20 protein-coding genes and 1 tRNA gene are annotated in these 21036 nt (G+C 54.5%); 15 read left to right on the top strand and 6 right to left on the bottom strand.

The annotated features are described in order from the left end of the window. Positions 1-11: 11 nt before the first annotated feature. From KOL99_RS16085 to KOL99_RS16115, 7 genes are all read left to right on the top strand, one after another. On the top strand, positions 12-515 hold the full coding sequence (locus KOL99_RS16085; RefSeq protein ID WP_236026285.1) for a bifunctional nuclease domain-containing protein: 504 nt from the start codon (positions 12-14) through the stop codon (positions 513-515). Positions 516-612: 97 nt separating this feature from the next. Next, entirely contained in the window at positions 613-1683 is a 1071-nt protein-coding gene (locus tag KOL99_RS16090) for a M42 family metallopeptidase (RefSeq protein ID WP_216511479.1), read from the top strand. A 324-nt stretch (positions 1684-2007) separates the two neighbouring features. Continuing rightward, complete coding sequence (guaB, locus tag KOL99_RS16095) at positions 2008-3477, top strand: IMP dehydrogenase (protein WP_216511480.1); 1470 nt, start codon at positions 2008-2010, stop codon at positions 3475-3477. 140 nt (positions 3478-3617) lie between these two features. Beyond that, positions 3618-5168: a glutamine-hydrolyzing GMP synthase gene (gene guaA / locus KOL99_RS16100; RefSeq protein ID WP_216511481.1), complete on the top strand. Its 1551-nt coding sequence runs from the start codon at positions 3618-3620 to the stop codon at positions 5166-5168. A 159-nt stretch (positions 5169-5327) separates the two neighbouring features. Beyond that, a complete protein-coding gene (locus KOL99_RS16105) occupies positions 5328-5990 on the top strand; it encodes an HAD family hydrolase (protein ID WP_216511482.1) in 663 nt (220 codons plus the stop codon). Between the two features lie 82 nt (positions 5991-6072). Then, on the top strand, positions 6073-6363 hold the full coding sequence (gene flgM / locus KOL99_RS16110) for a flagellar biosynthesis anti-sigma factor FlgM (protein WP_216511483.1): 291 nt from the start codon (positions 6073-6075) through the stop codon (positions 6361-6363). Positions 6364-6658: 295 nt separating this feature from the next. After that, positions 6659-6733: transfer RNA gene (locus KOL99_RS16115), tRNA-Gly, on the top strand. 622 nt (positions 6734-7355) lie between these two features. On the opposite strand, the gene KOL99_RS22010 is transcribed toward KOL99_RS16115, so the two are convergent. Next, positions 7356-7844, bottom strand: coding sequence for an NlpC/P60 family protein (locus tag KOL99_RS22010; RefSeq protein ID WP_407931859.1), 489 nt, complete (start codon positions 7842-7844; stop codon positions 7356-7358). A 121-nt stretch (positions 7845-7965) separates the two neighbouring features. Here KOL99_RS22010 and KOL99_RS22015 point away from each other — a divergent pair, with 121 nt between their 5' ends. The 8 genes from KOL99_RS22015 to KOL99_RS16160 all read left to right on the top strand — a co-directional run bounded on the left by KOL99_RS22015 (position 7966) and on the right by KOL99_RS16160 (position 12875). Further along, complete coding sequence (locus tag KOL99_RS22015; protein WP_216511485.1) at positions 7966-8139, top strand: DUF4160 domain-containing protein; 174 nt, start codon at positions 7966-7968, stop codon at positions 8137-8139. 38 nt (positions 8140-8177) lie between these two features. Continuing rightward, the gene (locus KOL99_RS16130) at positions 8178-8432 is read left to right on the top strand and encodes a DUF2442 domain-containing protein (protein WP_216511486.1); all 255 of its coding nucleotides are present in this window, start codon (positions 8178-8180) and stop codon (positions 8430-8432) included. Positions 8433-8636: 204 nt separating this feature from the next. Next, entirely contained in the window at positions 8637-9347 is a 711-nt protein-coding gene (locus tag KOL99_RS16135) for an NlpC/P60 family protein (RefSeq protein WP_216511487.1), read from the top strand. A gap of 549 nt (positions 9348-9896) precedes the next feature. Continuing rightward, complete coding sequence (locus KOL99_RS16140; protein WP_216511488.1) at positions 9897-10271, top strand: type II toxin-antitoxin system RelE/ParE family toxin; 375 nt, start codon at positions 9897-9899, stop codon at positions 10269-10271. Continuing rightward, complete coding sequence (locus KOL99_RS16145; protein ID WP_216511489.1) at positions 10264-10584, top strand: helix-turn-helix domain-containing protein; 321 nt, start codon at positions 10264-10266, stop codon at positions 10582-10584. The genes KOL99_RS16140 and KOL99_RS16145 overlap by 8 nt, the downstream gene beginning before the upstream one ends. 161 nt (positions 10585-10745) lie before the next feature. After that, positions 10746-12026 (top strand): Hsp70 family protein, encoded by a 1281-nt coding sequence (locus KOL99_RS16150; RefSeq protein ID WP_216511490.1) that lies wholly within the window; start codon positions 10746-10748, stop codon positions 12024-12026. 277 nt (positions 12027-12303) lie between these two features. Continuing rightward, complete coding sequence (locus KOL99_RS16155; RefSeq protein ID WP_216511491.1) at positions 12304-12564, top strand: hypothetical protein; 261 nt, start codon at positions 12304-12306, stop codon at positions 12562-12564. Positions 12565-12572: 8 nt separating this feature from the next. Further along, positions 12573-12875: a hypothetical protein gene (locus KOL99_RS16160; protein ID WP_216511492.1), complete on the top strand. Its 303-nt coding sequence runs from the start codon at positions 12573-12575 to the stop codon at positions 12873-12875. Between the two features lie 413 nt (positions 12876-13288). On the opposite strand, the gene KOL99_RS16165 is transcribed toward KOL99_RS16160, so the two are convergent. From KOL99_RS16165 to KOL99_RS16185, 5 genes are all read right to left on the bottom strand, one after another. After that, positions 13289-13753, bottom strand: a complete 465-nt coding sequence (locus KOL99_RS16165) for a transposase (RefSeq protein WP_236026338.1) — start codon at positions 13751-13753, stop codon at positions 13289-13291. Positions 13754-13968: 215 nt separating this feature from the next. Next, positions 13969-14946 (bottom strand): hypothetical protein, encoded by a 978-nt coding sequence (locus KOL99_RS16170; protein WP_216511493.1) that lies wholly within the window; start codon positions 14944-14946, stop codon positions 13969-13971. A 2-nt stretch (positions 14947-14948) separates the two neighbouring features. Beyond that, positions 14949-16643 carry an AAA family ATPase gene (locus tag KOL99_RS16175; protein ID WP_216511494.1) on the bottom strand — a complete coding sequence of 565 codons (1695 nt, stop codon included), beginning with the start codon at positions 16641-16643 and terminating at the stop codon, positions 14949-14951. Positions 16644-16655: 12 nt separating this feature from the next. Next, positions 16656-17681: a PGN_0703 family putative restriction endonuclease gene (locus KOL99_RS16180; protein ID WP_216511495.1), complete on the bottom strand. Its 1026-nt coding sequence runs from the start codon at positions 17679-17681 to the stop codon at positions 16656-16658. 80 nt (positions 17682-17761) lie between these two features. Beyond that, positions 17762-21028: a DEAD/DEAH box helicase gene (locus KOL99_RS16185; protein WP_216511496.1), complete on the bottom strand. Its 3267-nt coding sequence runs from the start codon at positions 21026-21028 to the stop codon at positions 17762-17764. Positions 21029-21036 lie beyond the last annotated feature (8 nt).

The raw sequence follows: 21036 nt of genomic DNA on the forward strand, positions 1-21036 counted from the left end.
ACGAGGCAGACATGTACGTTGAGATGAAGGTATTCGGCTTCGCCCTGGACGCCATCGCCCAGATGCCGGTCGTCATACTGAAGGACGCCGAGGAGAAACACGCCGTCCCGGTATGGATCAACGCCTCCGAATCGGTCTCGTTTGCCGCCCAGTTCGTCGGGCGCGAGATGAGCGCGCGCAACAGCCGCAAGGACGTGTTCACCACCCTCATCGAGCGGCTGGACATGGCCGTTTCCGGGATCTACGTCGAGAGCCTGCAGGACGGCGTCTTCACCGCCTCGGTGCGCCTCCAGCCCGGGGAAGGGGAAGAACTCCGGCTCGAGGTCCACGTGGCCGAGGCCATGCTCATGTCCCTGAAGTACCATCTCCCGGTGCAGGTGAACAGCGAGGTGCTGACCCGCGCCTCCAGTCTCGACATGAACGAGGAAGGCTTCGCCCAGGAAAACAACGCCCGCCGCTTCGTCGACTTCCTCGACCACATGGACCCCGCAGCCATGGGCAAGTACCCGATGTAACCGGGCCGCATATTGAAAAAAGAAATCATAAAGGGTAGGGTGAGAATGGGCTCTGCCCTTTTTTAATCTTTCAGCATAACCTTCCGGAGGATCAGACATGCGCGACGCATCCTTTGAATTTCTGCAGCAGCTTCTGGCCGCGCCCAGCCCCTCGGGGTACGAACAGCCGGCCCAGCGGGTATTCCGCTCCTATATAGAGCCGTTTTGCCAGGTGGCCACCGACGTCATGGGCAACGTCTTCGGGATGATCCAGGGGGAAGGGAAGACCCGCCCCCGCGTCATGGTGGTCGGCCACTCCGACGAGATCGGCCTCCAGGTGCGCTACCTTGACGACAACGGTTTCATCTACTTCTCCGCCATCGGCGGCGTCGATCCGCACATCACACCGGGCATGCGGGTGCACGTGCACACCTCCCGCGGCAGGCTGAACGGCGTCATCGGCAAGCGCCCCATTCATCTCATCGAGCCCAAGGAGCGCGACACGGTCATAAAGCTCGACGCCCAGTACATCGACATCGGCGCCGCCAGCAAGAAGGAGGCGCAGGAGTGGGTGCGCGTGGGGGATCCCATCACCTTCGCCAGCAGCCTCGAGTGCCTCTTCGGCGACCGGGTCAGCTCGCGCGGCCTCGACGACAAGGCGGGGAGCTTCGTGGTGGCCGAGGTGCTCAGGCGGGTCGCCGAGCTCCCGGATAGGCTCCCGGTGGACCTCTACGGCGTCTCCTCGGTCCAGGAGGAGGTGGGGCTGCGCGGCGGCACCACCAGCTCCTACTCGGTGAACCCCGACGTCGGCATCTGCGTCGAGGTCGACTTCGCCACCGACCAGCCGGACGTGGACAAGAAGCACAACGGCGAGGTGGGGCTTGGCAAGGGGCCGATCCTGCCGCGCGGCGCCAACATCAACCCGGTGCTCTTCGATCTCCTCTCCGACACGGCGACCGCCAACAACATAGCGGTCCAGTACACCGGCATCGCCCGCGCCACCGGCACCGACGCCAACGTCATGCAGATCTCCCGCGGCGGCGTCGCCACGGCGCTGGTCAAGCTGCCGCTGCGGTACATGCACACCCCGGTGGAGACCATGTCGCTCTCCGACCTGGACAATGCCGTCGAGCTGATCGTCGCCTCGCTGGGGCGGATGGGGAGCAAGGACGCCTTCATCCCGATGTAAAGGAAACGCCCCCTCCCGCCCTGCCGGAGGGGGCGACTTCGTTTCGGTCCTGCCGCTGCCCCCCGAGGCTCGCATCAGCCTTGCAGCCTCCTCCCCCCGGAGGGGGGAGGTCGGGAGGGGGGAAGGGGTGGTCTCGCCCGGAGTTGGGTGAGGGCCGGGGGCGAGGGAGGGCGCGCATTAGCCCGGGTACTGTAGACGCTAAGGCTGGAAAACCGCTACGGTTTTATCATTTGTCATTAGCCTAATTTTAGTTGACTTGCCTTTCCCCTTGTAATAAGTTTTCCGGTTAAAACCTGCCTCGAAACAACAAAAGGAGTTTCCCTAATGTTAGAAAGCAGCCTTCCCGAAGGTCTTACGTTTGACGACGTCCTGCTTCTCCCTGCCCACTCACTCATCCTCCCCCGCGATACCGATCTGACCACCCGACTGACCAACAACATACAGCTGAACATCCCGCTGGTGAGTGCCGCCATGGACACGGTCACCGAGTCGAGGGCCGCTATCTGCATGGCGCGTGAAGGGGGCATCGGCTTCATCCACAAGAACCTCACCATCGCCGAGCAGGCCATGGAAGTGGACAAGGTGAAGAAGAGCGAGTCCGGGATGATCGTCGACCCGATCACCATGCGCCCCAACCAGCGCATCCGGGAAGCGCTGGAGATGATGGCGAAGTACCGCATCTCCGGGGTACCGATCACCAAGGCCAACGGGAAGCTGGTCGGCATCCTGACCAACAGGGACCTCCGTTTCGAGACCGACCTCGACCTCCCCATCGCCGACCGCATGACCAAGAGGAACCTGGTCACCGTGCCGGTGGGGACCACCCTGGAGCAGGCCAAGGAACACCTGAAGCACACCCGGGTCGAGAAGCTCCTGGTGGTGGACGAGGAGAAGAACCTCAAGGGTCTCATCACCATCAAGGACATCGAGAAGATCAAGAAGTACCCCAACGCCTGCAAGGACTCCCTCGGGCGCCTGAGGGTCGGCGCGGCCGTAGGCCCAACCCCGGACGTCGATGACCGCATCGAGGCACTCATGAAAGCCGGCGTGGACGTCGTGGTCATCGACACCGCCCACGGCCACTCCCAGGGCGTACTGGAAGCCATCGCCCGCATCAAGAAAACCTACCCGACCCTCGAGCTCGTGGCCGGCAACATCGCCACCGCCGCGGCCGCCGAGGCGCTCATAAAGGCCGGCGTCGACGCCATCAAGGTCGGCATCGGACCGGGCTCCATCTGCACCACCCGCGTGGTCGCCGGTATCGGCGTCCCGCAGATCACCGCCATCGCCGAGTGCTCCAGGATTGCCAAGAAACACAACATCCCGCTCATCGCCGACGGCGGCATCAAGTACTCCGGCGACCTCACCAAGGCCGTCGCGGCCGGCGCCGACGTCATCATGATCGGCTCCCTCTTCGCCGGCACCGAGGAATCCCCTGGCGACACCATCCTGTACCAGGGGCGCGCCTACAAGAGCTACCGCGGCATGGGCTCCATCGGCGCCATGAAAGAGGGGAGCAAGGACCGCTACTTCCAAAGCGACGTCGATGCCGACGTGAAGCTGGTCCCGGAAGGGATCGAGGGGATGGTGCCGCTCAGGGGACCGCTCTCCGCCAACGTGCACCAGCTCATGGGGGGACTCCGGGCCGGCATGGGCTACACCGGCAGCCGCACCATCGTCGACCTGCAGCAAAACGGCCGTTTCGTCAGGATCACCGGCGCGGGCCTGAAAGAATCCCACGTCCACGACGTCATGATCACCAAGGAAGCCCCGAACTACCGGGTGGAGAAGTAAAGAGCCAAACCCTTAACGCAAAGCCGCGGAGGCGCCGAGACGCAAAGAAAATCCTTTTCTTGTCTCTCTTTCTCCGCGGCTTTGCGACTTTGCGCCTTTGCGTTACAGCCTTTGACTTTCAATAGATAAGGAACAAGACAATGACCGTAGATATCCACTCAGAAAAGGTGCTGATCCTCGACTTCGGCTCCCAGGTGACCCAACTCATCGCGCGCCGGGTCAGGGAGCAGAGCGTGTACTGCGAAATACACCCCTACAACATGGCGCTCGAGAAGATCAAGGCCTTCGCCCCCAAGGGGATCATCCTCTCCGGCGGCCCCTCCAGCGTCTACGACAAGGACGCCCCGCACTCCGACCTCGGCATCTACGACCTCGGCATCCCGGTCCTGGGTATCTGCTACGGCATGCAGCTCATGACCCAGCAGCTGGGCGGGCGCGTCGAGCGCTGCGACAAGCGCGAGTTCGGCCGCGCTACGTTGGTGCTGGACGGCGAGAGCGAGATCTTCGCCGGCTTCGAAGGGGGCGCCGAAGTCTGGATGTCCCACGGCGACCGCATCGAGCAGATGCCCGCCGGCTTCAAGCTGATGGCGCACACCACCGGCTGCCCGGTGGCCGCCATGAAGGACGAGAAGAAGAACTTCTACGGCGTGCAGTTCCACCCCGAGGTGGTGCACACCCCGCGCGGCGACGAGATGATCGGCAACTTCCTGTTCAACGTCTGCGGCTCCAAGCCGACCTGGACCATGGCCAACTTCATCGAGACCGAGATCGCAGAGATCCGCAGGAAGGTCGGCACCGGCAAGGTGCTCTGCGCCCTCTCCGGCGGGGTCGACTCCTCCGTCGTCGCCGTCCTCATCCACAAGGCGATCGGCGACCAGCTCCAGTGCGTCTTCGTGAACAACGGCCTCCTGCGCAAGGGCGAGGCAGAGAAGGTGGTGAACCTCTTCACCAAGCACTTCAAGATCAACCTCGACTACGTCGACGCCACCGACCGCTTCCTCAACATGCTCGACGGCATCTCCGACCCCGAGCAGAAGCGCAAGATCATCGGCAACGAGTTCATCTACCTCTTCGAGGAGGAGGCCAAGAAGCTGGGCCAGGTCGACTACCTGGCGCAGGGGACCCTCTACCCCGACGTGATCGAGTCCGTTTCCACCAAGGGCCCCTCCGCCGTCATCAAGAGCCACCACAACGTGGGCGGCCTCCCCGAGAAGATGAACCTGAAGCTCCTCGAGCCGGTGCGCGAGCTCTTCAAGGACGAGGTAAGGCTCCTGGGCAAGGAACTCGGCATGCCCGACGAGGTGGTCTACCGCCAGCCCTTCCCGGGCCCGGGGCTTGCCATCCGCTGCATCGGCGAGCTCTCCGTGGAGAAACTCGACATCCTGCGCGAGGCCGACGCCATCGTCATCGAGGAAATCCGCAAGGCTGGGTTATATCGCGACATCTGGCAGTCCTTTGCCGTGCTGCTGCCGGTGAAAACCGTCGGCGTCATGGGGGATGCCCGCACCTACGAGTGGACCGTGGCCCTGCGCGCGGTGAACTCCCTGGACGGCATGACCGCCGACTGGGTCAAGCTCCCCTACGAGCTTTTAGGGAGCATATCCTCGCGAATCATCAACGAAGTGAAGGGTGTCAACCGCGTGGTGTACGACATCAGCCAGAAGCCCCCCGCAACCATCGAGTGGGAATAATCCCCGCGCTCTACTTCTAGAAGGTTCGTTTATTGCACAAAACACCGCGGTGACCGGCGAACAAGCCGGTTGCCGCGGTTCTTTCGTATCAGGGGAGGGGGGCTGGCGCCGCAGGTGCCTGTCCCCTTTGCCTCTAACCGTCACAACTGGAGCGACAACATGGATTCCATCCGGCTGCTCATCTTCGACCTGGACGGCACGCTGATCGATTCCCTGCCCGACCTGACCGACGCCACCAACCTGATCCGCGTGCGGAACGGTCTGCCGAGCATCGGCATCAGCGACGTGCGGAAGCTGGTGGGGCAGGGGGCGCGTTCCCTGGTGGAGCGTGCGCTCCCCGGCGTGGCCGAACCCGAGGTCGAGCGGGCGCTGGAAGATTTCCTGGCCTACAACCTGGCGCACATAGCCGACAAGACCCGTCCCTATCCCGGTGTTCCCGAAACCCTGGATGAGCTTGCCGGGCTCGCCATCCCGATGGTGGTCCTGTCCAACAAGAACGTGGCCCTGTGCCGGGAAGTGCTGGTGAAACTGGAACTGGAGCGGCATTTCGCCGACATCTTCGGCGCCGATTCCTTCCCGTACCGGAAACCCTCCCCCGAGCCCGTTCTCGCCGTGCTGAAGGAATTCGGCGTTGCCGCCGGTCAATGCGTCATGGTGGGCGACAGCGTCAACGACATCGCCGCCGGTGGCGGTGCGGGAGTCTGGACCGTGGGGTGCAGCTACGGCTACGGTGAGCAGAGCGAGCTGGACGCCGCAACGTACCGGGTCAGCGCATTTCCGGCGCTGCTTCAGCTCCCCTTTGTAAGAAATATCGACGAGTGATGAAAAAAAGCTAAAGTTATCGCGAAGGGCGTCGAAACGGAAGTAAACCTAATTCTACCTGACCTACTGGGGGCGAAATCCGATGAAAGTAGAAGACCTCAATTCCAACCCGGCCGTTTCCCATCTTGCCGTCGTGCGTAACGACAAGCCCGATACTGGCGAGGCGCAAGCGGAAGCAGCCAAGCAGCAGGCGGCCGCCGACAAAGTCGAGCTGTCCAGCTACATACCCGTGGTTCCCACCTCCAAGCAGAGGCGCGATGACATCCGGGTGGACCGGGTCGAGGAGTTACGTACGCAGATCAAGAGTGGCACCTATGAAGTGTCCAGCAAAGATCTGGCCGAGAAGATGCTGTCCAAGCTCGTGGTGAAGTAGTTTTCAGCGGGCATGCGGGCCTATCCAGCCCAAAAGGCTGTCCCCCGACTCAGTCCCCCGACTCAGTCCCCCGACTCAGTCCCCCGACTCAGTCCACCGACTCAGTCCCCCGACTCAGTCCACCGACTCAGTCCACCGACTCAGTCCACCGACTCAGTCCACCGGTTCAGTCCACCGGTTCAGTCCACCGGTTCAGTCCACCGGTTCAGTCCACCGAAGCGGCAAGTGCATCGGTGGAACCCAATAAAACCATTGACAAGATCGGCCCGATGCGGTAAAAGTTTTCTTCCACCAAGCGGGAATAACTCAGTGGTAGAGTGTCAGCTTCCCAAGCTGAAGGTCGCGGGTTCGAATCCCGTTTCCCGCTCCAAAGAAAATCAAAGGGCTTAGCCAATCACGGCTAAGCCCTTTTTCGTTGATTTTGCCCTCGTGTATCCGTTTTTGTATCCGTTTGGCGGTTGCTATCCCTCCTTTTCGTCGGCTGTCTGGCGCGATTGTTTTTATCCAATAATGACCGTCGGATCAGATCTTCTTTTTTAGGTGAGGGGTTGAAGGTAAAGCCGCTTATTGGGGTGTTTCAGTTTTGGATCTTACGATCCTGGTCGGGGGCAGCAAGTTCTCGAATTTTTGCAGTGTCCCTTGACAATAATCCATATACACTTCACAACATCATTTCATATGGATTGTAGCGCAATAAGTCATATGGTTTGTACAGCCGCAATTCATATGGATAGGGCGTTGCAGAACATAGAGGAAGCGAGGCCAGGGAAGATCCCCTTTAACCTTGAAACGGGATGGCGATGCGCGATGCTATCCAAAAGAAATCAAGGGCGTAGCCGATTAAGGCTACGCCCTTTTCATTTTCTCGTGTTACCCGTTGCACCACATTGCAATGTACGCGCAAGATTTGGGCGGTCAGTTTCTTCAGAATGATGTGCCGAGCTGAACGTGAAGATCTGAAAACGGTTCGACTGCCATTGGTTCTAAAGGCTTCAGTACCGCATTCGATCCTGGTGACACCGAGGGGGCTTCAGAGTGATAAAGGAAAAGACCACTATGCCGGCCTGTTTCAGGCACCAGTTGACAAAGGCGGAACACCACGCCACCTCATCACTTGTTGCTCGGAGAGATGTCGCACCATGGTACATTATTATTCTTGGGTTAGCTGGTGAGCCAGGAAACTCTCGTTGTCCGACTTCAGCAGCAGCTATTTTCAGCCAGATGGCATCATGAAAAGGTACGGGACTTACATCAGATGTAGTGGTTACTCCATGATCCAGAGCCCGCCAAGTCTTAATCCCAACGGTCCCGTCTACTGAGATTCCAGCAAATGATTGGAATTGCCGGACGGCAGCTTCTGTTCTGGGGCCGATAACTTCCGCCCCCGAACTTCCAATCTTCAGCTCTAGCATCTTATTTTCCCTCATTTGCCGGTGGTGTTGCTGCCCGCCTGTCAAGGGTGATTCCTTTGCTGATACCATTGCCCAAGGGATCAGGGCACGAAGGGAAGGTTGCCACGCCACTGATACATTAGCAAGTACGGTTCCTTGCCCTACTTCCTTGAGGAAACTATTTCGGGGGGACCTTGCAAAGTTCCACAAGATGGGTTACCTTCCCCATCTTCATGCTGAATACCAAGGGGACGTTGCTGTTTTTGCTATTGAGGATGGCAGCATCCTTGATGGCTCGCTTCCTCCCGCAAAGCGAAAGCTCGTGGAAGCTTGGATGGTAATTCACAAAGACGAGCTGCTGGCCGACTGGCGTTTAGCTGTGTAGAAGGTGAAACTGTCTTTAAGGTAAAAGGACTTGAGTGAATGAGAAGGATTAACTATATCAGCACAAACGAAGACTGGACACTTGATGTCTGCTTTACCAACGGGGAAGTGCGTAAATATGATGTAAGACCGTTGCTGCAAAGTGAAGCGTTCAGGGAGCTGGAAGATGTCGCTATCTTCAAGACCGCCCGTAACGGCGGCTACTTCGTGGCGTGGGACAACGATGCCGACCTAAGTGCCGACACCCTCTACCTGGAAGGCATACCCGTTACGCCCGCGAGCGAATCGAACTGATTTCCTCCCGCCGAGCTCTCTTTTTGCATTTCTCAGATGTCCTCAGATTTTCTCCGTGGCCAATGGTTTGACCTCTTCCCCCTCCTCCCTCTTCAATCCTACCTGCTGGCAACATGGTTTCCTCAACACAGGCTATGGATTGACATCTCCAATGGTGTTGATAATTTTTAATTTTCATGTTCCTGCGCACTGACGGGGGAAACGATGAATGGGGTACTTCAGACAGGAAGTCGTGGTCCAGACGTCATCCAGTTACAGGAGCTTCTGAATAAGCTCCTCAGACCTCAGCCACCATTGAAAGCTGACGGCATTTTTGGGGCGCGCACGGAGAATGCGCTGAGGAGATATCAAGCGGCTGTTGGTCTTGGAATTGACGGTGTTGTGGGACCACAATCGTGGGCGGCCCTTCAACAGGGCATGGTCCCGCAGGTTGCAACATTACGGGAACCGGTCGCTCTCAATCTTAGCGGTGCGCCATGGGTCAAGATTGCGATTGGGGAGATTGGCCAGGCGCAAGTTGAAGGCCAGTTGCACAACCCTCGTATTCTCCAATATCACGCAGCAACCAAATATGGTGCGACAGATGACGAGACGGCTTGGTGCTCTTCATTTGTTAACTGGTGCCTAAAAGAGGCGGGAATTGTCGGTACCAAGTCCGCTGCTGCAACAAGCTGGCTGCATTGGGGACGGATCTGCGGGCCAACCGTTGGTGCAATTACGGTAATTTATGAATTTAATAGACCGCGCACCCGGTCCGGCTATCATGTTGGCTTTTGGATTGAAGAAAGCCGGTCCCACTTCAAACTCTTGGGAGGCAACCAAAGCAGAACGGTTAGAATCTCAAGATTTCCGAAATCAGGGTATGGATCGGTCGGATATCGATGGCCTCTTCAAATAATTGAAAAGGAGCGCTGATGCGACTGTCACTTATATTTTGTCTAGTGATATCAATGCAGACCCTCTGCTTGGGAGCTGAAAACGTTGACAGTGCTGGTAACTTTTGGACTGCTTTTCGGAAGGCGGTGCTCATTAATGATCAGACAAGGCTTCTGGAAATGACGAGCTTACCACTAGAGGTTCGTGGCGTCAGCGGCGATACGCCTTCGCGATATTATAGTAGACAGGAGTTTCCAGCAGTTTTCCGAAAACTTTTAATGCAGTCTGAGGACCTGCCAGTTCAAGGACACCTAGTAACTAAGACAATGCTCGCCCTGATTTACGACAAAAGACAACTTACGCCAAATGACCTTGGCAGTGCGACTTTTTTCCGCTTCCACCAGTTTGTGTTCGAGAGGAGAAAAGGGCGATGGCTTCTTACTCATGCCTACCTTGAAGAGTGATCGATACGGAGAAACAGGTCGCAGGGCTAAAAGTCCTTTACGCCGGCAACTTGCACACCCTTCTCCCATGCTGTTGGGAGCTCAAAAGGGTTGACAACTATGCCACCAGGTGGTAGGTCTTGAGATGACGTTTATAGGGAAAACAAGGCACTTCGCGAAATGGGCTAAGCAAGTAGGAGTGTCTGATGCGGGCTTGCGGAGCGCGGTCAATGAGATGCGGAAGGGGCTGATTGACGCCGATCTTGGTGGCGGTGTCATCAAGAAAAGGCTGGGCTTTCCTGGTCGCGGCAAGAGCGGTAGTACCCGGACCTTACTGGCAACCAACAAGAGAAACCGGTGGATTTTTATCTTCGGGTTTGAGAAAAACGTTCGGAGCAATATCAGCAAAAAGGAACTTGAGGCCTTGCAAGCGCTTGCCAAAGACCTGCTCGGTATTAACGAGGTAGACTTTCAGGTGTACAAGGAGTCAGGGAGACTGATTGAGGTTCCATATGAGTAAGAAAGTACCGAGAAGTCCCATTTTCGAAGCTGTGCACGAAACCGCTCAGGACTTGCATGAGCTGGGATTCATCGATAAACGAGCAATGCAGAAATATGATGCCCTGTGCATCGCACCGGTTCCGGAGTACACCCCGGAGCAGATCAGAAGTATTCGCAACCGCTACCATATCAGTCAAGCCGTAATGGCATCGCTACTGAACACCAGCGTTTCCTCAGTGCGCAAGTGGGAGGTAGGCGACAAGCACCCGGGCGGGCTTGCTCTTAAGTTGATAAACATATTGGATCGCAAGGGCATGGACGCTTTCGTCTGAACCTAGTCCTTTGCTCTCAGATTTCCTCAGATTTTCTCCGTGGCCAATGGTTTTGGCGTTTACAACTTGCCACCGCCCGCATCTTTCTGCTACAACATCCACCTGTTTCATTTCTCAGGGCGGGTTCCTTAGGAACCCGCCCTTGCTTTTTGGGAGCATGCATGAAGGTAGTATTCGGCATCGATTTTGGGACCACCAACTCCGCCCTCTCCATTTACCGAGACGGCAAGGTCGAAGTGGTCGACATCGACGAATCAGGCGCCAACCGCTCGCTGATGCGCTCGGTCCTCTACTTCAACGAAGACGACGAGATCTTCGCCGGCCAGGAGGCAATCAGCCATTACGTCGGCGAGGGGGCTGCCGGGCGTTTCATGCAGTCCATAAAGACCTTCCTCCCCAACCGGAGCTTCGAGGGAACCGAGGTGTTCGGCAAGAAGTACGGCATCGACGACCTGGTCGCCATCATCCTGAGAAGGATCAAGGCCAAGGGGGAAGCGTACGTCGGCTCGCCCGTGGACAGCGTGGTCCTGGGGCGACCGGTCGTTTTCTCCGAGGACGCGGAAAAGGACGCCCTGGCGCAAAAAAGGCTGGAGCAGGCCGCCCGCAAGGCCGGTTTCCGTCATATCCATTTCCAGTTTGAACCCGTTGCCGCCGCCCTCGCGTATGAAGAGACGCTTCCCGCCGGGGGGGAGAAGCTGGTGTTCATCGGTGACTTCGGGGGCGGCACCTCCGACTTTACGGTGATCCGGGTCAAGGGGGGAGACTTTGCCAGGGCCGACCGGCGCGCCGACGTCCTCTCCATCGGAGGCGTCTATACGGCCGGCGACAAGTTCGACTCGCAGATCATGTGGGAGAAGGTGGCCAAGTATTTCGGCCGCGGCGTCAAGTACAAGGGGATGGGGAAGGAGGAGCTGTTCGACATCCCGCACAGCATCATCTACACCCTGTGCCAGTGGCACAGGATCCCGCTTTTGAGGGCCAGAAAGACCCGCGAGCAGATCCGGCTCATCAAGAACGCCGCCACCGACAGGCAGGCCCTGGAAAACCTCGAGCACCTCATCAGCGACAACTACGGTTTCTTCCTGTTCCAGTGCATCGAGAAGGCGAAATGCGAGCTGTCGCAGCAGGACGCTACACAAATCAGCTTCAAGGAGCGCGGTCTGATCCTAGAGGAAGGGATCACGAGAGAGGAGTTCGAAGCGATCAACCGGGAGAACTTGAGCCGGATCTCCAACTGCATAGATGAAGTGATCAGCAGGTCGGGAGTCGGGCGCGATCAGATCGACACCGTGTTCCTCACCGGCGGCACGTCGCGGATCCCAATGATCCGGCGCCTCTTCGAGGAGCGTTTCGGCGAGGACAAGCTCGAGAACCGCAACGCCTTCACCAGCGTCGTCCACGGCCTGGGCGCCAGCGTCCCTCTCTTTTACGAAGCCGATTGAGGCATCTAGCGATGTGACACCATTCCATACCAGATTCGAAGCCACTTTTAACGCACGACCAGCCCCTCCTGCTCTCAACTCTGAACCCTGCGATTTTGCATACCTTGCACCCCATCGCCCTCGATACCTTGCGCGGCAATTGCCGATCTGCCAGTTCGGCCCCGGATTAATTTGCGGGTAAGGTTGACATAGTTAACCTTGATTGGCATTTTTTAACTATCTGCGCCGGCAACAGGAGGGAGTCATGGGATTCGAACTGGAGTCGTTATACCATGCAATGACATTCGCGTTGGTCGAACTGGCGGCTGGAAATGACCAGGAGTATCGTGTCGACGTCGGGACCCGCGGCGAAGCGGCGCGGATCAGGGTGCTGGAGCCGACAGACGATGTGATGATGACGGTGTACGGCAAAGGGTACTGTGAGGTCGGTGAGCAGTTTGTGCTTTCCTGCCTGAAAAGGATCACCGTGCAGCGTCTAAAGGAACTGCACAAGACGCCGCTTAGGAAGGCGGCGACGCTCACCCTTGTGAAAGGATAGGGAGGGTTATGGAAACCGGAGAATTCGAGATCGCAAAGCTATGGGAAAGCGTGGCACTAAACCTTTTGCAGCTCTGCATGCGCGATTTTGGCGACAAGGATTTCGACGTGGTGTTTTTGGGCAACGACCTTCACCTGAAGGTGACCGGTCTCACTACCAACACGGAAATCAATGTCGTAGGGAGCCTGGAGTATGCCGACCTGGGGAGGCAGCTGGCACTTGCGTGCCTGCAAAAGCTAAGCGCCGGAGACTTGGTTGAGCTGAGCCTGAAAGAGCTGAACAGCGAAGCCGACGTGCTGAAGCAGGCATAGCTCAAGCTCAAGCTGGTGCGAGAAAAACGATTCCCTTCATTTCCCTCTGAAAACGTTGGGCAAGCATGCCACCAAGTGGTCGGTGTTGCCGATAAAGCCTGCGATCTCAGATTTCCTCTTGCCCCCCGCTTTCGGCCTTCAGAGGGCTGGAAGATGCCGCTATGTTCAAAACCTGCCCGTAAGGGGGGCTACTTCGTTGCCTGGGACAACGACGCGAACCTGAGTGCCGACACACTCTACCTGTAAGGCTTACCCCCTCCGCCCACCATTCATCCCACCTGATTCCCGCCTGCCGCAGCACATAGATGCAACCTCAGAATTCTTCGTGGCCTCCCCCAATCCACGTGGCACCTTATACTTCAAGACCTGGCACCCAGATCCTGGAGCCAAATTGAGCCAGGATCCAGTGGGAGTTAAGGAATGGCTCGTGGTTCGCCAGGCCTTGGGTAGATCGATAACTGTTCCAAGGCCATTGCTCCGGATGTGCCACCATTCCAGCGCGGATGGGGTTCAGTACCACGTAGCGTGACAATTCCAGAAGATGCGAGTCCTGTTGAACCACAACAGCGCGGAACCGTCCCTGAAAGATATGGCCTACTCGGCCGTGCCTTTTGTTGAAAGGTTTGTGTGTAGGCACCATTTAGCTGGCGCATGCCTTGGGAGAGATTGGCATCTGGTTTTTCAATAATGAGGTGGTAGTGGTTGCCCATGAGACAGTAGGCATGGCAGATCCAGTTATATCGAATTACGACCGAAGACAGAGTGTTCCGGAAGGTCCGGCGGTCGGTATCGTCAAGGAAGATATCCGCGCGTGCGTTACCGCGGGAGGTAATGTGATAGACCGCGAACGGGAATTCGACTCGAAGGGGGCGCGCCAGGGTGTCGGAATGGTAGCAGTAAAACCTTACATTTCAAGACCTGGCACCGAGACCCCGCATTAAAAACATTCGAAGATGATGATGCTGTACTTGCAGAAAGGCGCGTAGCAATGGAGGCTAAATCCTGCACGTATTCAAGCCCGCTCTCTGCCCCAGTATGTGGATCAGTCGCGTGACAACTGATAATTTTATTGAATTGCCTCTCTTTTGGGTACCTACACAATCCTATTTCCTGCAATCACTAGTTCATTGACCTTTTCAAACGATTGGCCAGTCACATATTCACACCAACGCTTATCTTGATGTATCTCGGAAAGACAGAAAATATCATCTGTCTGTGCTTGTGGGATATCTTGATTGAAAGACTCATCATTACAATCCAAGCCTGTGCCTAAGGAAACACTGCCAATATCTGTCAACAGATAACGGTTGTGGAGCTTCTGTCCCCTCAATTTCTCCTTCCAGACAACTATCCTGACATCGTGGCCGCGAGGAATTAACATAGGCAACGCCTTCCCCAACCTGGCCAGGACCTGATTTGCTTGGTGAAGTTCTAAGGCCGGATTGAGTTGGTTTACGACGGCAACATGAAGTTGTATTTGGGGGCTCGAGATGCTGACACGATTAACCACAAGCTCATCCATGAAGAGCCTGAAGGGGGCAAGAAATCTTTGTACCGCGTCGAAATGTGGATCTACAAATACAGCCACCTCACAGCAACGCAACAGTGGGGCAAGCGCGGAGGACATTTCATTGGCCGTTCGTGCAACTTCTCTGGTCCCTTGGGGTAATTGGTCAAACTTTTCAAGAATATCGTCTGCAGAACAAACAACAACGACAGCATTGTTACGCCTTGGATTCGAAGAAGCAACAATGCCACCGAAGGGTCGATGAGTATGTTCAACTTCAGCATTCTCTAGCCAAGAAATATCGTTCTTGAAATTTGTAGAACCACGCCTCACCATTCGTTTCGTGAGATAGCTGATTATCTGCGTTTTACGCTGTTTCTGGGCAAAGCTTGGTGAGGGATATTTTTGCAGAAAGGCATCTTCTACGCTCCGTTCCCATCTTTTAGGGAACCGTGAAACAATTCTCCGAGCATCGATACCAAATCGTTGCATAAACGCAGCAAAACTGGTGCGGTCACACCATTGAGCTACCAGTTCAGGTTCCAGAGCATATTCAAAAAACATGATTAATACAACTCCCCGGCCCGCTCTTCGAAGAAGCCCTTTGGCCAATCACCGAGAGAATCCCCCTCGGGAGAAACCTGCAACTGGCGAACCCAAAGAATTCTTTGGGACATATCAATATAATTAACGCTCAATTGTTCTGGCTGAAGTGGTGCAACCCCTGGTGGCAAGTCGTCTTCACTAGTCTCTCGGACCCGGCGTAGGAACCTCAACAACAGATGCTCACTATGCGTTTCAATCAAAAACATCTTATCTTGATCCTGAATCTGACTGATGAACAAATCGCCAAGGCTTACCTGTAAACCAGGATGGATATGTAGTTCAGGCTGCTCGACAGCCACAATACTTGACCTGCTGTCCAGGGAAGCGACAACAACAGGAAGAATTTGTGAGATACCAATGCCGATATCCTGAGGCATCACATCCAGCCTTCTTTGCTCGTCAACCAGCACCAGCTGCCGTTCTTCAGGTAGTTGTGCAATCTGCCGTGAAACCGCTTGGTCCTCTTCTAAAAGGTCATTGCTAATCAATGTGCCATATAGCGGGCCATCCATGTCGAGCCTCTTATAGCGGAGCATGCGCAGGCTATAGCCCGTATTCAGTTTATCTTCTTTATGCAGCCAATCGCTTACTTCTTGGCAAAATGCAGTTGGGGAATTGTAAAGGAGATCCCATGCCGCAAGACCGCTTGACCAGCGCGCCTCGTCATCGGATCGGAGCGGTTTGTGGTTCCGGGGCGGTGTTTCCCGAATCGGCCCAAGATATCGGAATTGCCTCAAAGCATCTCGAAGAACTTCTCCCGGCCCGACAAAGAGCTGGCTCAAGATAGATGCAAATTCATCAAGATATTCGGCAAACTGATCCTCACCGTGAAGTTTCGGATCAATCAGGCAACTCTCTTCAATCCAGAGAGGCTTTCCCCAAGTCGGCAGCGCCGACTGCAGGTCAACAAGATCCATCTCATGCTCTGAAACTATTAACTCGACCAACTCAGCAGATATTTCACAATTTTCAGATGCGAGTGTTCTAGTTTTTTCGCCTACGAAGCCCTCTTGAGATGCCTTTGTAACTATTTGATAGAGTTGCTCAAACTCAGAGACAGGCCGAGAATAGTCTTCAAAACTTTCCGGATCAGAAATAGGAGGAAAAAGGGAATGTCCAAAATTGATATAAGGTGGAATCCATACACGGCGTGAGTCAGCTGCTGCATTAATTTCACCGAATTTCTCGCCATTAATTCCAACCTCATATCTCGAAATGAACGGCCGGTTCCGCCATTCGCTCCAGGAGACAGATATTTCGACCCAAGCTGAGGTTACTTTTCGACTAAGATTCCACGCATGGCGTTTTTGTTCGCTACTGGAAAGTAAATCGCTCTGGCGATATCCGGTTATGTATTCAGGTAAATCCTCATTGCTAAGATCAAGGTCGAATCGCAGCCGAACCACCTTATCCCGATCATGGCCATGAACCAGGTTTTCGAATCCCCCCAGATCAACGAACTCGCCACCTTGCAAGGTTAAATCCGCGTCTACATTCTGGCGTTCCAGTAATTCTCTTGCGTAATGCAGCGCCTGCACAATGGTGCTTTTGCCGGCGCTATTGGGGCCGAAGAGCAAGGTGATCGGCTTGAACTCCACCCGTACCGGTTCGCGGATACCTTTGAAGTTCTCTATAGTAAGGGCTCTGATAATCATTGGGTGCCTCATTTATATGTTGGAAATGGGAAACTGATACCTGGCATGGATATATTCCAGCCAGCCCCGCCACCTTTTTGTTGAATCATTATCGGCGATGAATTGCACCCACTGCTGATGGGTGAAGGTTCTGAACTGTGCCTTTCCGGCAAAAATATCTCCCCAACGCTCGATGCTTTCAATACCGGTTGTTTTCAGGCACCCCTGCAACGTCTCGTTACGGACATCGTAGGCGACGCAGGAGATCGCCTGAGAAAACCTGCCAGAGCGGATAAATGCTTCTGCTAGGGCTTGTTGGCGAAATAGTTGGTATCCGGCCACTGCGGCGGGACACTTCTTCAAGATACGTTTACCGGTCTCGCTTATGGTGATGTAATCCCAGTATTTCCGGTTCTCCCGACCTGTGGCCTGCCAGTTACGCAAATAGCATTGGCGATTAAGGTCCTCGTGCACAGCATGAAAGTCCAGGCAGCGGCGGGCGTCCGGGTTGCCGTACTGTGGCTTTCGGCCGGAGCACGGATAAAAGGAATGCTCGATGTACTTGTTTTCCACCAAGACGATGCCGCCCTTGCCATCAGTTGCCTTGTAGATGAATGCCACGTCAGGCGATGTCTGGTTCTTTCCCCGCGTCCCTTCCGGCTCTCCGAGGAGGGTTTTGGGGTCATAGGGGGGTGCGGCGGCGTATTCCAGTTGAATATCAACGACTTCGACAATATCAGCAGATACATTCTTTCTCAGGAAGTTGGCAGCTAATGCCTTGTCCTCCCGGAACGGGAAATAGAGATTGGCGCAGAGCGCCCACGAGCTCCTGAGGTTGTGAACGCCGGTGTGGTGGTCAATGTTGTTATCATTAAGGTAAGGAACTAGAGGGTTTGATGAGCTGGCCTGAATTCCCTCCCACAAACAATAATGCCAATCCTTTCTCGGCAAGATGAAGGGATACCTTTTCTTGTTGTGTTCGCCCGGCGTCTGGTTTTCCAGGTGTTCTCTGCGCCATGAGGTCTGCTGATTGCGGGTGTACTGGTCAAAGTTTTTCATGAGTATTGTCCCAAATAATATTCAGCAAAACACGAGACTGAACAACTCACGTCTGAGCGGGCATATCCCTTCTCTCGCGATTACGACCCAACAACAATCAAGTCTGCTTGAGCCGTGTTCTTAAGATAGAGAACTGTGCTCCCAAGAACGCGTAACATATCATGGGAGACAGCATCTTTTCGTAAGCCTGGCTGCACAACGTAAACTTGAAGCTTAACAGCTGCTGTTCGTGAGCGACGCTTTATATTCGCAAGATCCGCCAGATTCCCCTTCAAGAACCGACTGGCAGATGATTGCATCCATATTTCTTCCCGATCTTTAAGATGCTTATAAAGGTAGCCTATCCCGGAATGTTTCCAGCGTATCGATTTCTGGGCTTGCCCGCAAACTTCGTAAACATCTTTAACTCTGGAACCGGGGTTTGCTTCACTAGAATATTTACAGTGAACTAATCCAAGGTAAATCTGGTCATCAGTTACTCTGAGTCCCACCAGATCTGCAGCTTCTCCAGAACCATCGTCATTCACAATTACATCATAGAGATCCTTGAATCTCTCGAATGCACGCCACTGGACGGTGGAAGAGTTACGATTCTTGCCCATTGATTCTTTCGTGATGTCTATGCCGCTCCAGTCCCAGCAGTCAATCTGCTCGGATGCAAATTCCCCTATGGTCTGCGGCAGTTCGATGAGGAACCGGTTGTAGGAATATGATCCATTTGCATACTGAATTATCCACGGGTCAGTAGTGAGATGTTCGATTATCGGCTTTGGATTTCCATTTCCTCTTTTTATCAAAACCGGGTTCCCGGAAACCAGCGAGTAACTATAGCCAGCCGGGAGTTCGCCATCGATTGCGAATGCATATACGGACTGCCGATTTTCATCGCTGATGGCGATGTGGTATGGCAAGCCAGATCCCTGGCTGACGATTTTCAAATCCACAAGATAAAGGGGTACTTCTGTTTCACCGAAGACGATCATTACTCCGTCTTCAGGATCAGCCTGGATGTGTTCACCCCATTGAACGGCGATGGCATACTCGGAATATGGCGAAGTGATCTTTTTGGGCCTGAGAAAATCACGAGTAATGTTGGTTTCGTCAACATCACCGTCTGTAACCTTATCCCATGCGGTCTTTACCCATGACATCCAATCAGAAATCGACCCGCTGTTGACCGACCAGATTTTCCCCTTTCTCTGCGAGCAGCCCCAAATAACTTTCTCACCATTGTCGTAGCCCAATCCGGCAAGGTTGCTGAGGTAGCACTGCGCAGATTCGATTGCTGAGAGCCCTTCAGTGACATTCGGGCCAAAGTATTGAGTAAAACTGATGGCACCGATCTGAGAAGCGCCAAGATTTCTTACGAGAGGATACTTCAACCCATTGAACACGTTAAAGACTTTCGACCCGGAAAGGAGTTCACACTGTTCGCAGCACAACAACTCTGCCAACCTTTCGACTCGAAACCACTTATAATCGTTAGCAAAAACGAATAAACCTGCCCGTTCCTTATCCCAATGAACAATCAGCAGCTTGTACACACTGTCACGAAGATCTTTATACTTCCCCCATTTGACAGGAGTCTGGGAAACAGCCAACACAACAACCAATTTTTCCTCTTCGTTGATGGCATACCAATGATCCGTTGATTGTGGAAGAATCTCCTCAAAGCGCTCCGGCTGCCAAGTTTCACAACTGGTTCTGAAAAGCATTGATGAAAACGATGGGTGCAGGTTCCACAAAGACAATTGATGGTGCAGGTCTCCCTTGCTTTTTAAACCCTCCACTACTTCCTGCAGTCGAATTTCCCTGCTGATCCGATCTTCTGAAATGCGCCGCAACACATTGTCCCAGTCCGCGCCTTGGGCATACAGATGCTGCAAGCCAGATTCGACTTCCGGTTCCGCAATATTGACCACTACCGAAGCGTCACCAACGTTTTGGCTTTGCCGTGTAAACCGGCCGATAAATTGAAGGGTAATTGCCAGACTCTTGTGGATGTCATGGATCGCTGCGATTTTCAGGTTGGGAAGATCAAAGCCTTCCCCCAGCATATCCACACACACAATTATCCGAGACTGACGGGAAAACAGAGCAGTCAAAGCATCTTTAACCGTCCCTTTGCCCATATCAGAATGAACAATGATCGGATTGAATTCAGGGGCCAACCGCTCATAAAGGGTAAGTACCTCGGAAGCTCGTTTTTTGGTCTCGCAGCGTGCCATCACCAGATGGTCATATCCATCGGCAAGATTGCCACGAAGCCGCTCAACAGCCTTGCAGGCAATTGCGTGATCACCTCTACCTTCAAAATATTCTTCCACGGGAATAAGGTCTATGTTGCGGAAATACTGTGCCTGTTGCGCCTCTCCCATGGTGAAGTTATAGATGATTCGCCCGCCCAACGAACTGCCGTCATTTCTGAATGGTGTAGCCGTAAACTGCACAATTCTTTTTCCTGCGAACCGATCCCTGACTCTTGTCCATGTCGCCGCTGACACATGATGTGCCTCATCGATAAAAAGGTCTGTAGTTCCATCACACAGTCGATCAATTGCATCTTGATCGCTGGAGTTCAGAACGCTGGCTGTAGCGATCAGCACATTTGAATGGAGCAACAGGTCATCAGCTTCAGCAACAGATCTAATGCCTGTCCTAATGGGGGTGACAGAAGGCAGCGCAATGTCGAACGGAACAACACCGAGCCCGGGAAGACATCCCAACCCTTGAAACTTGCCAGTTATCTGGTCTCGCAGAGAGTTTGAGGGCAATAGCACAAGAAGTTTGGGAATCTGCCGGTAAACCATTGTCGCCAACATTGCTTCGGTTTTCCCGGTGCCTGTTGGCAGCACTACAGTGATTGGTTCCGACTCCCGGTTTACCGAAAAAAGAGCGGATATCGCATGAAGTGCCCCGAGTTGGGGTTTACGCAGTCCAGAACGATTCAGATCTGGTCTCTCTTCACGAAAACAGAACTGATCCATCCAGGAGGACACAACCTCACTAGGGCTGCGCTGATCATTCATGGACGGATGCTGTAACCAGCGGAAGGACGCCTCTGCACCAATTTCATTAATAGGGCACGATTTTGTCAATTCGAGACAAATTTCCCGATTTGGGATAGAACTTCTCTTTGATGGCTTGCGAAGGTACAAACAATCATATGGTCTTGGTAAGCCAGTTTGCAGAAGGTACCAGCCAACTCGTTCCGACTCGAAAACAGTCACTGCCACCCGCTGAGCAACGAACGCATGACGCGTAACTTTGTTGCCGCCGATCTTGAGTTCCTTCAAAATCAAGTCGGGCAGAGTTATTTCCGTAGTATGGAGCGGAATAAGTGTCATAGTATTCT

The organism is Geomonas azotofigens, assembly GCF_018919395.1.
GTDB classification, from domain to species: domain Bacteria; phylum Desulfobacterota; class Desulfuromonadia; order Geobacterales; family Geobacteraceae; genus Geomonas; species Geomonas azotofigens.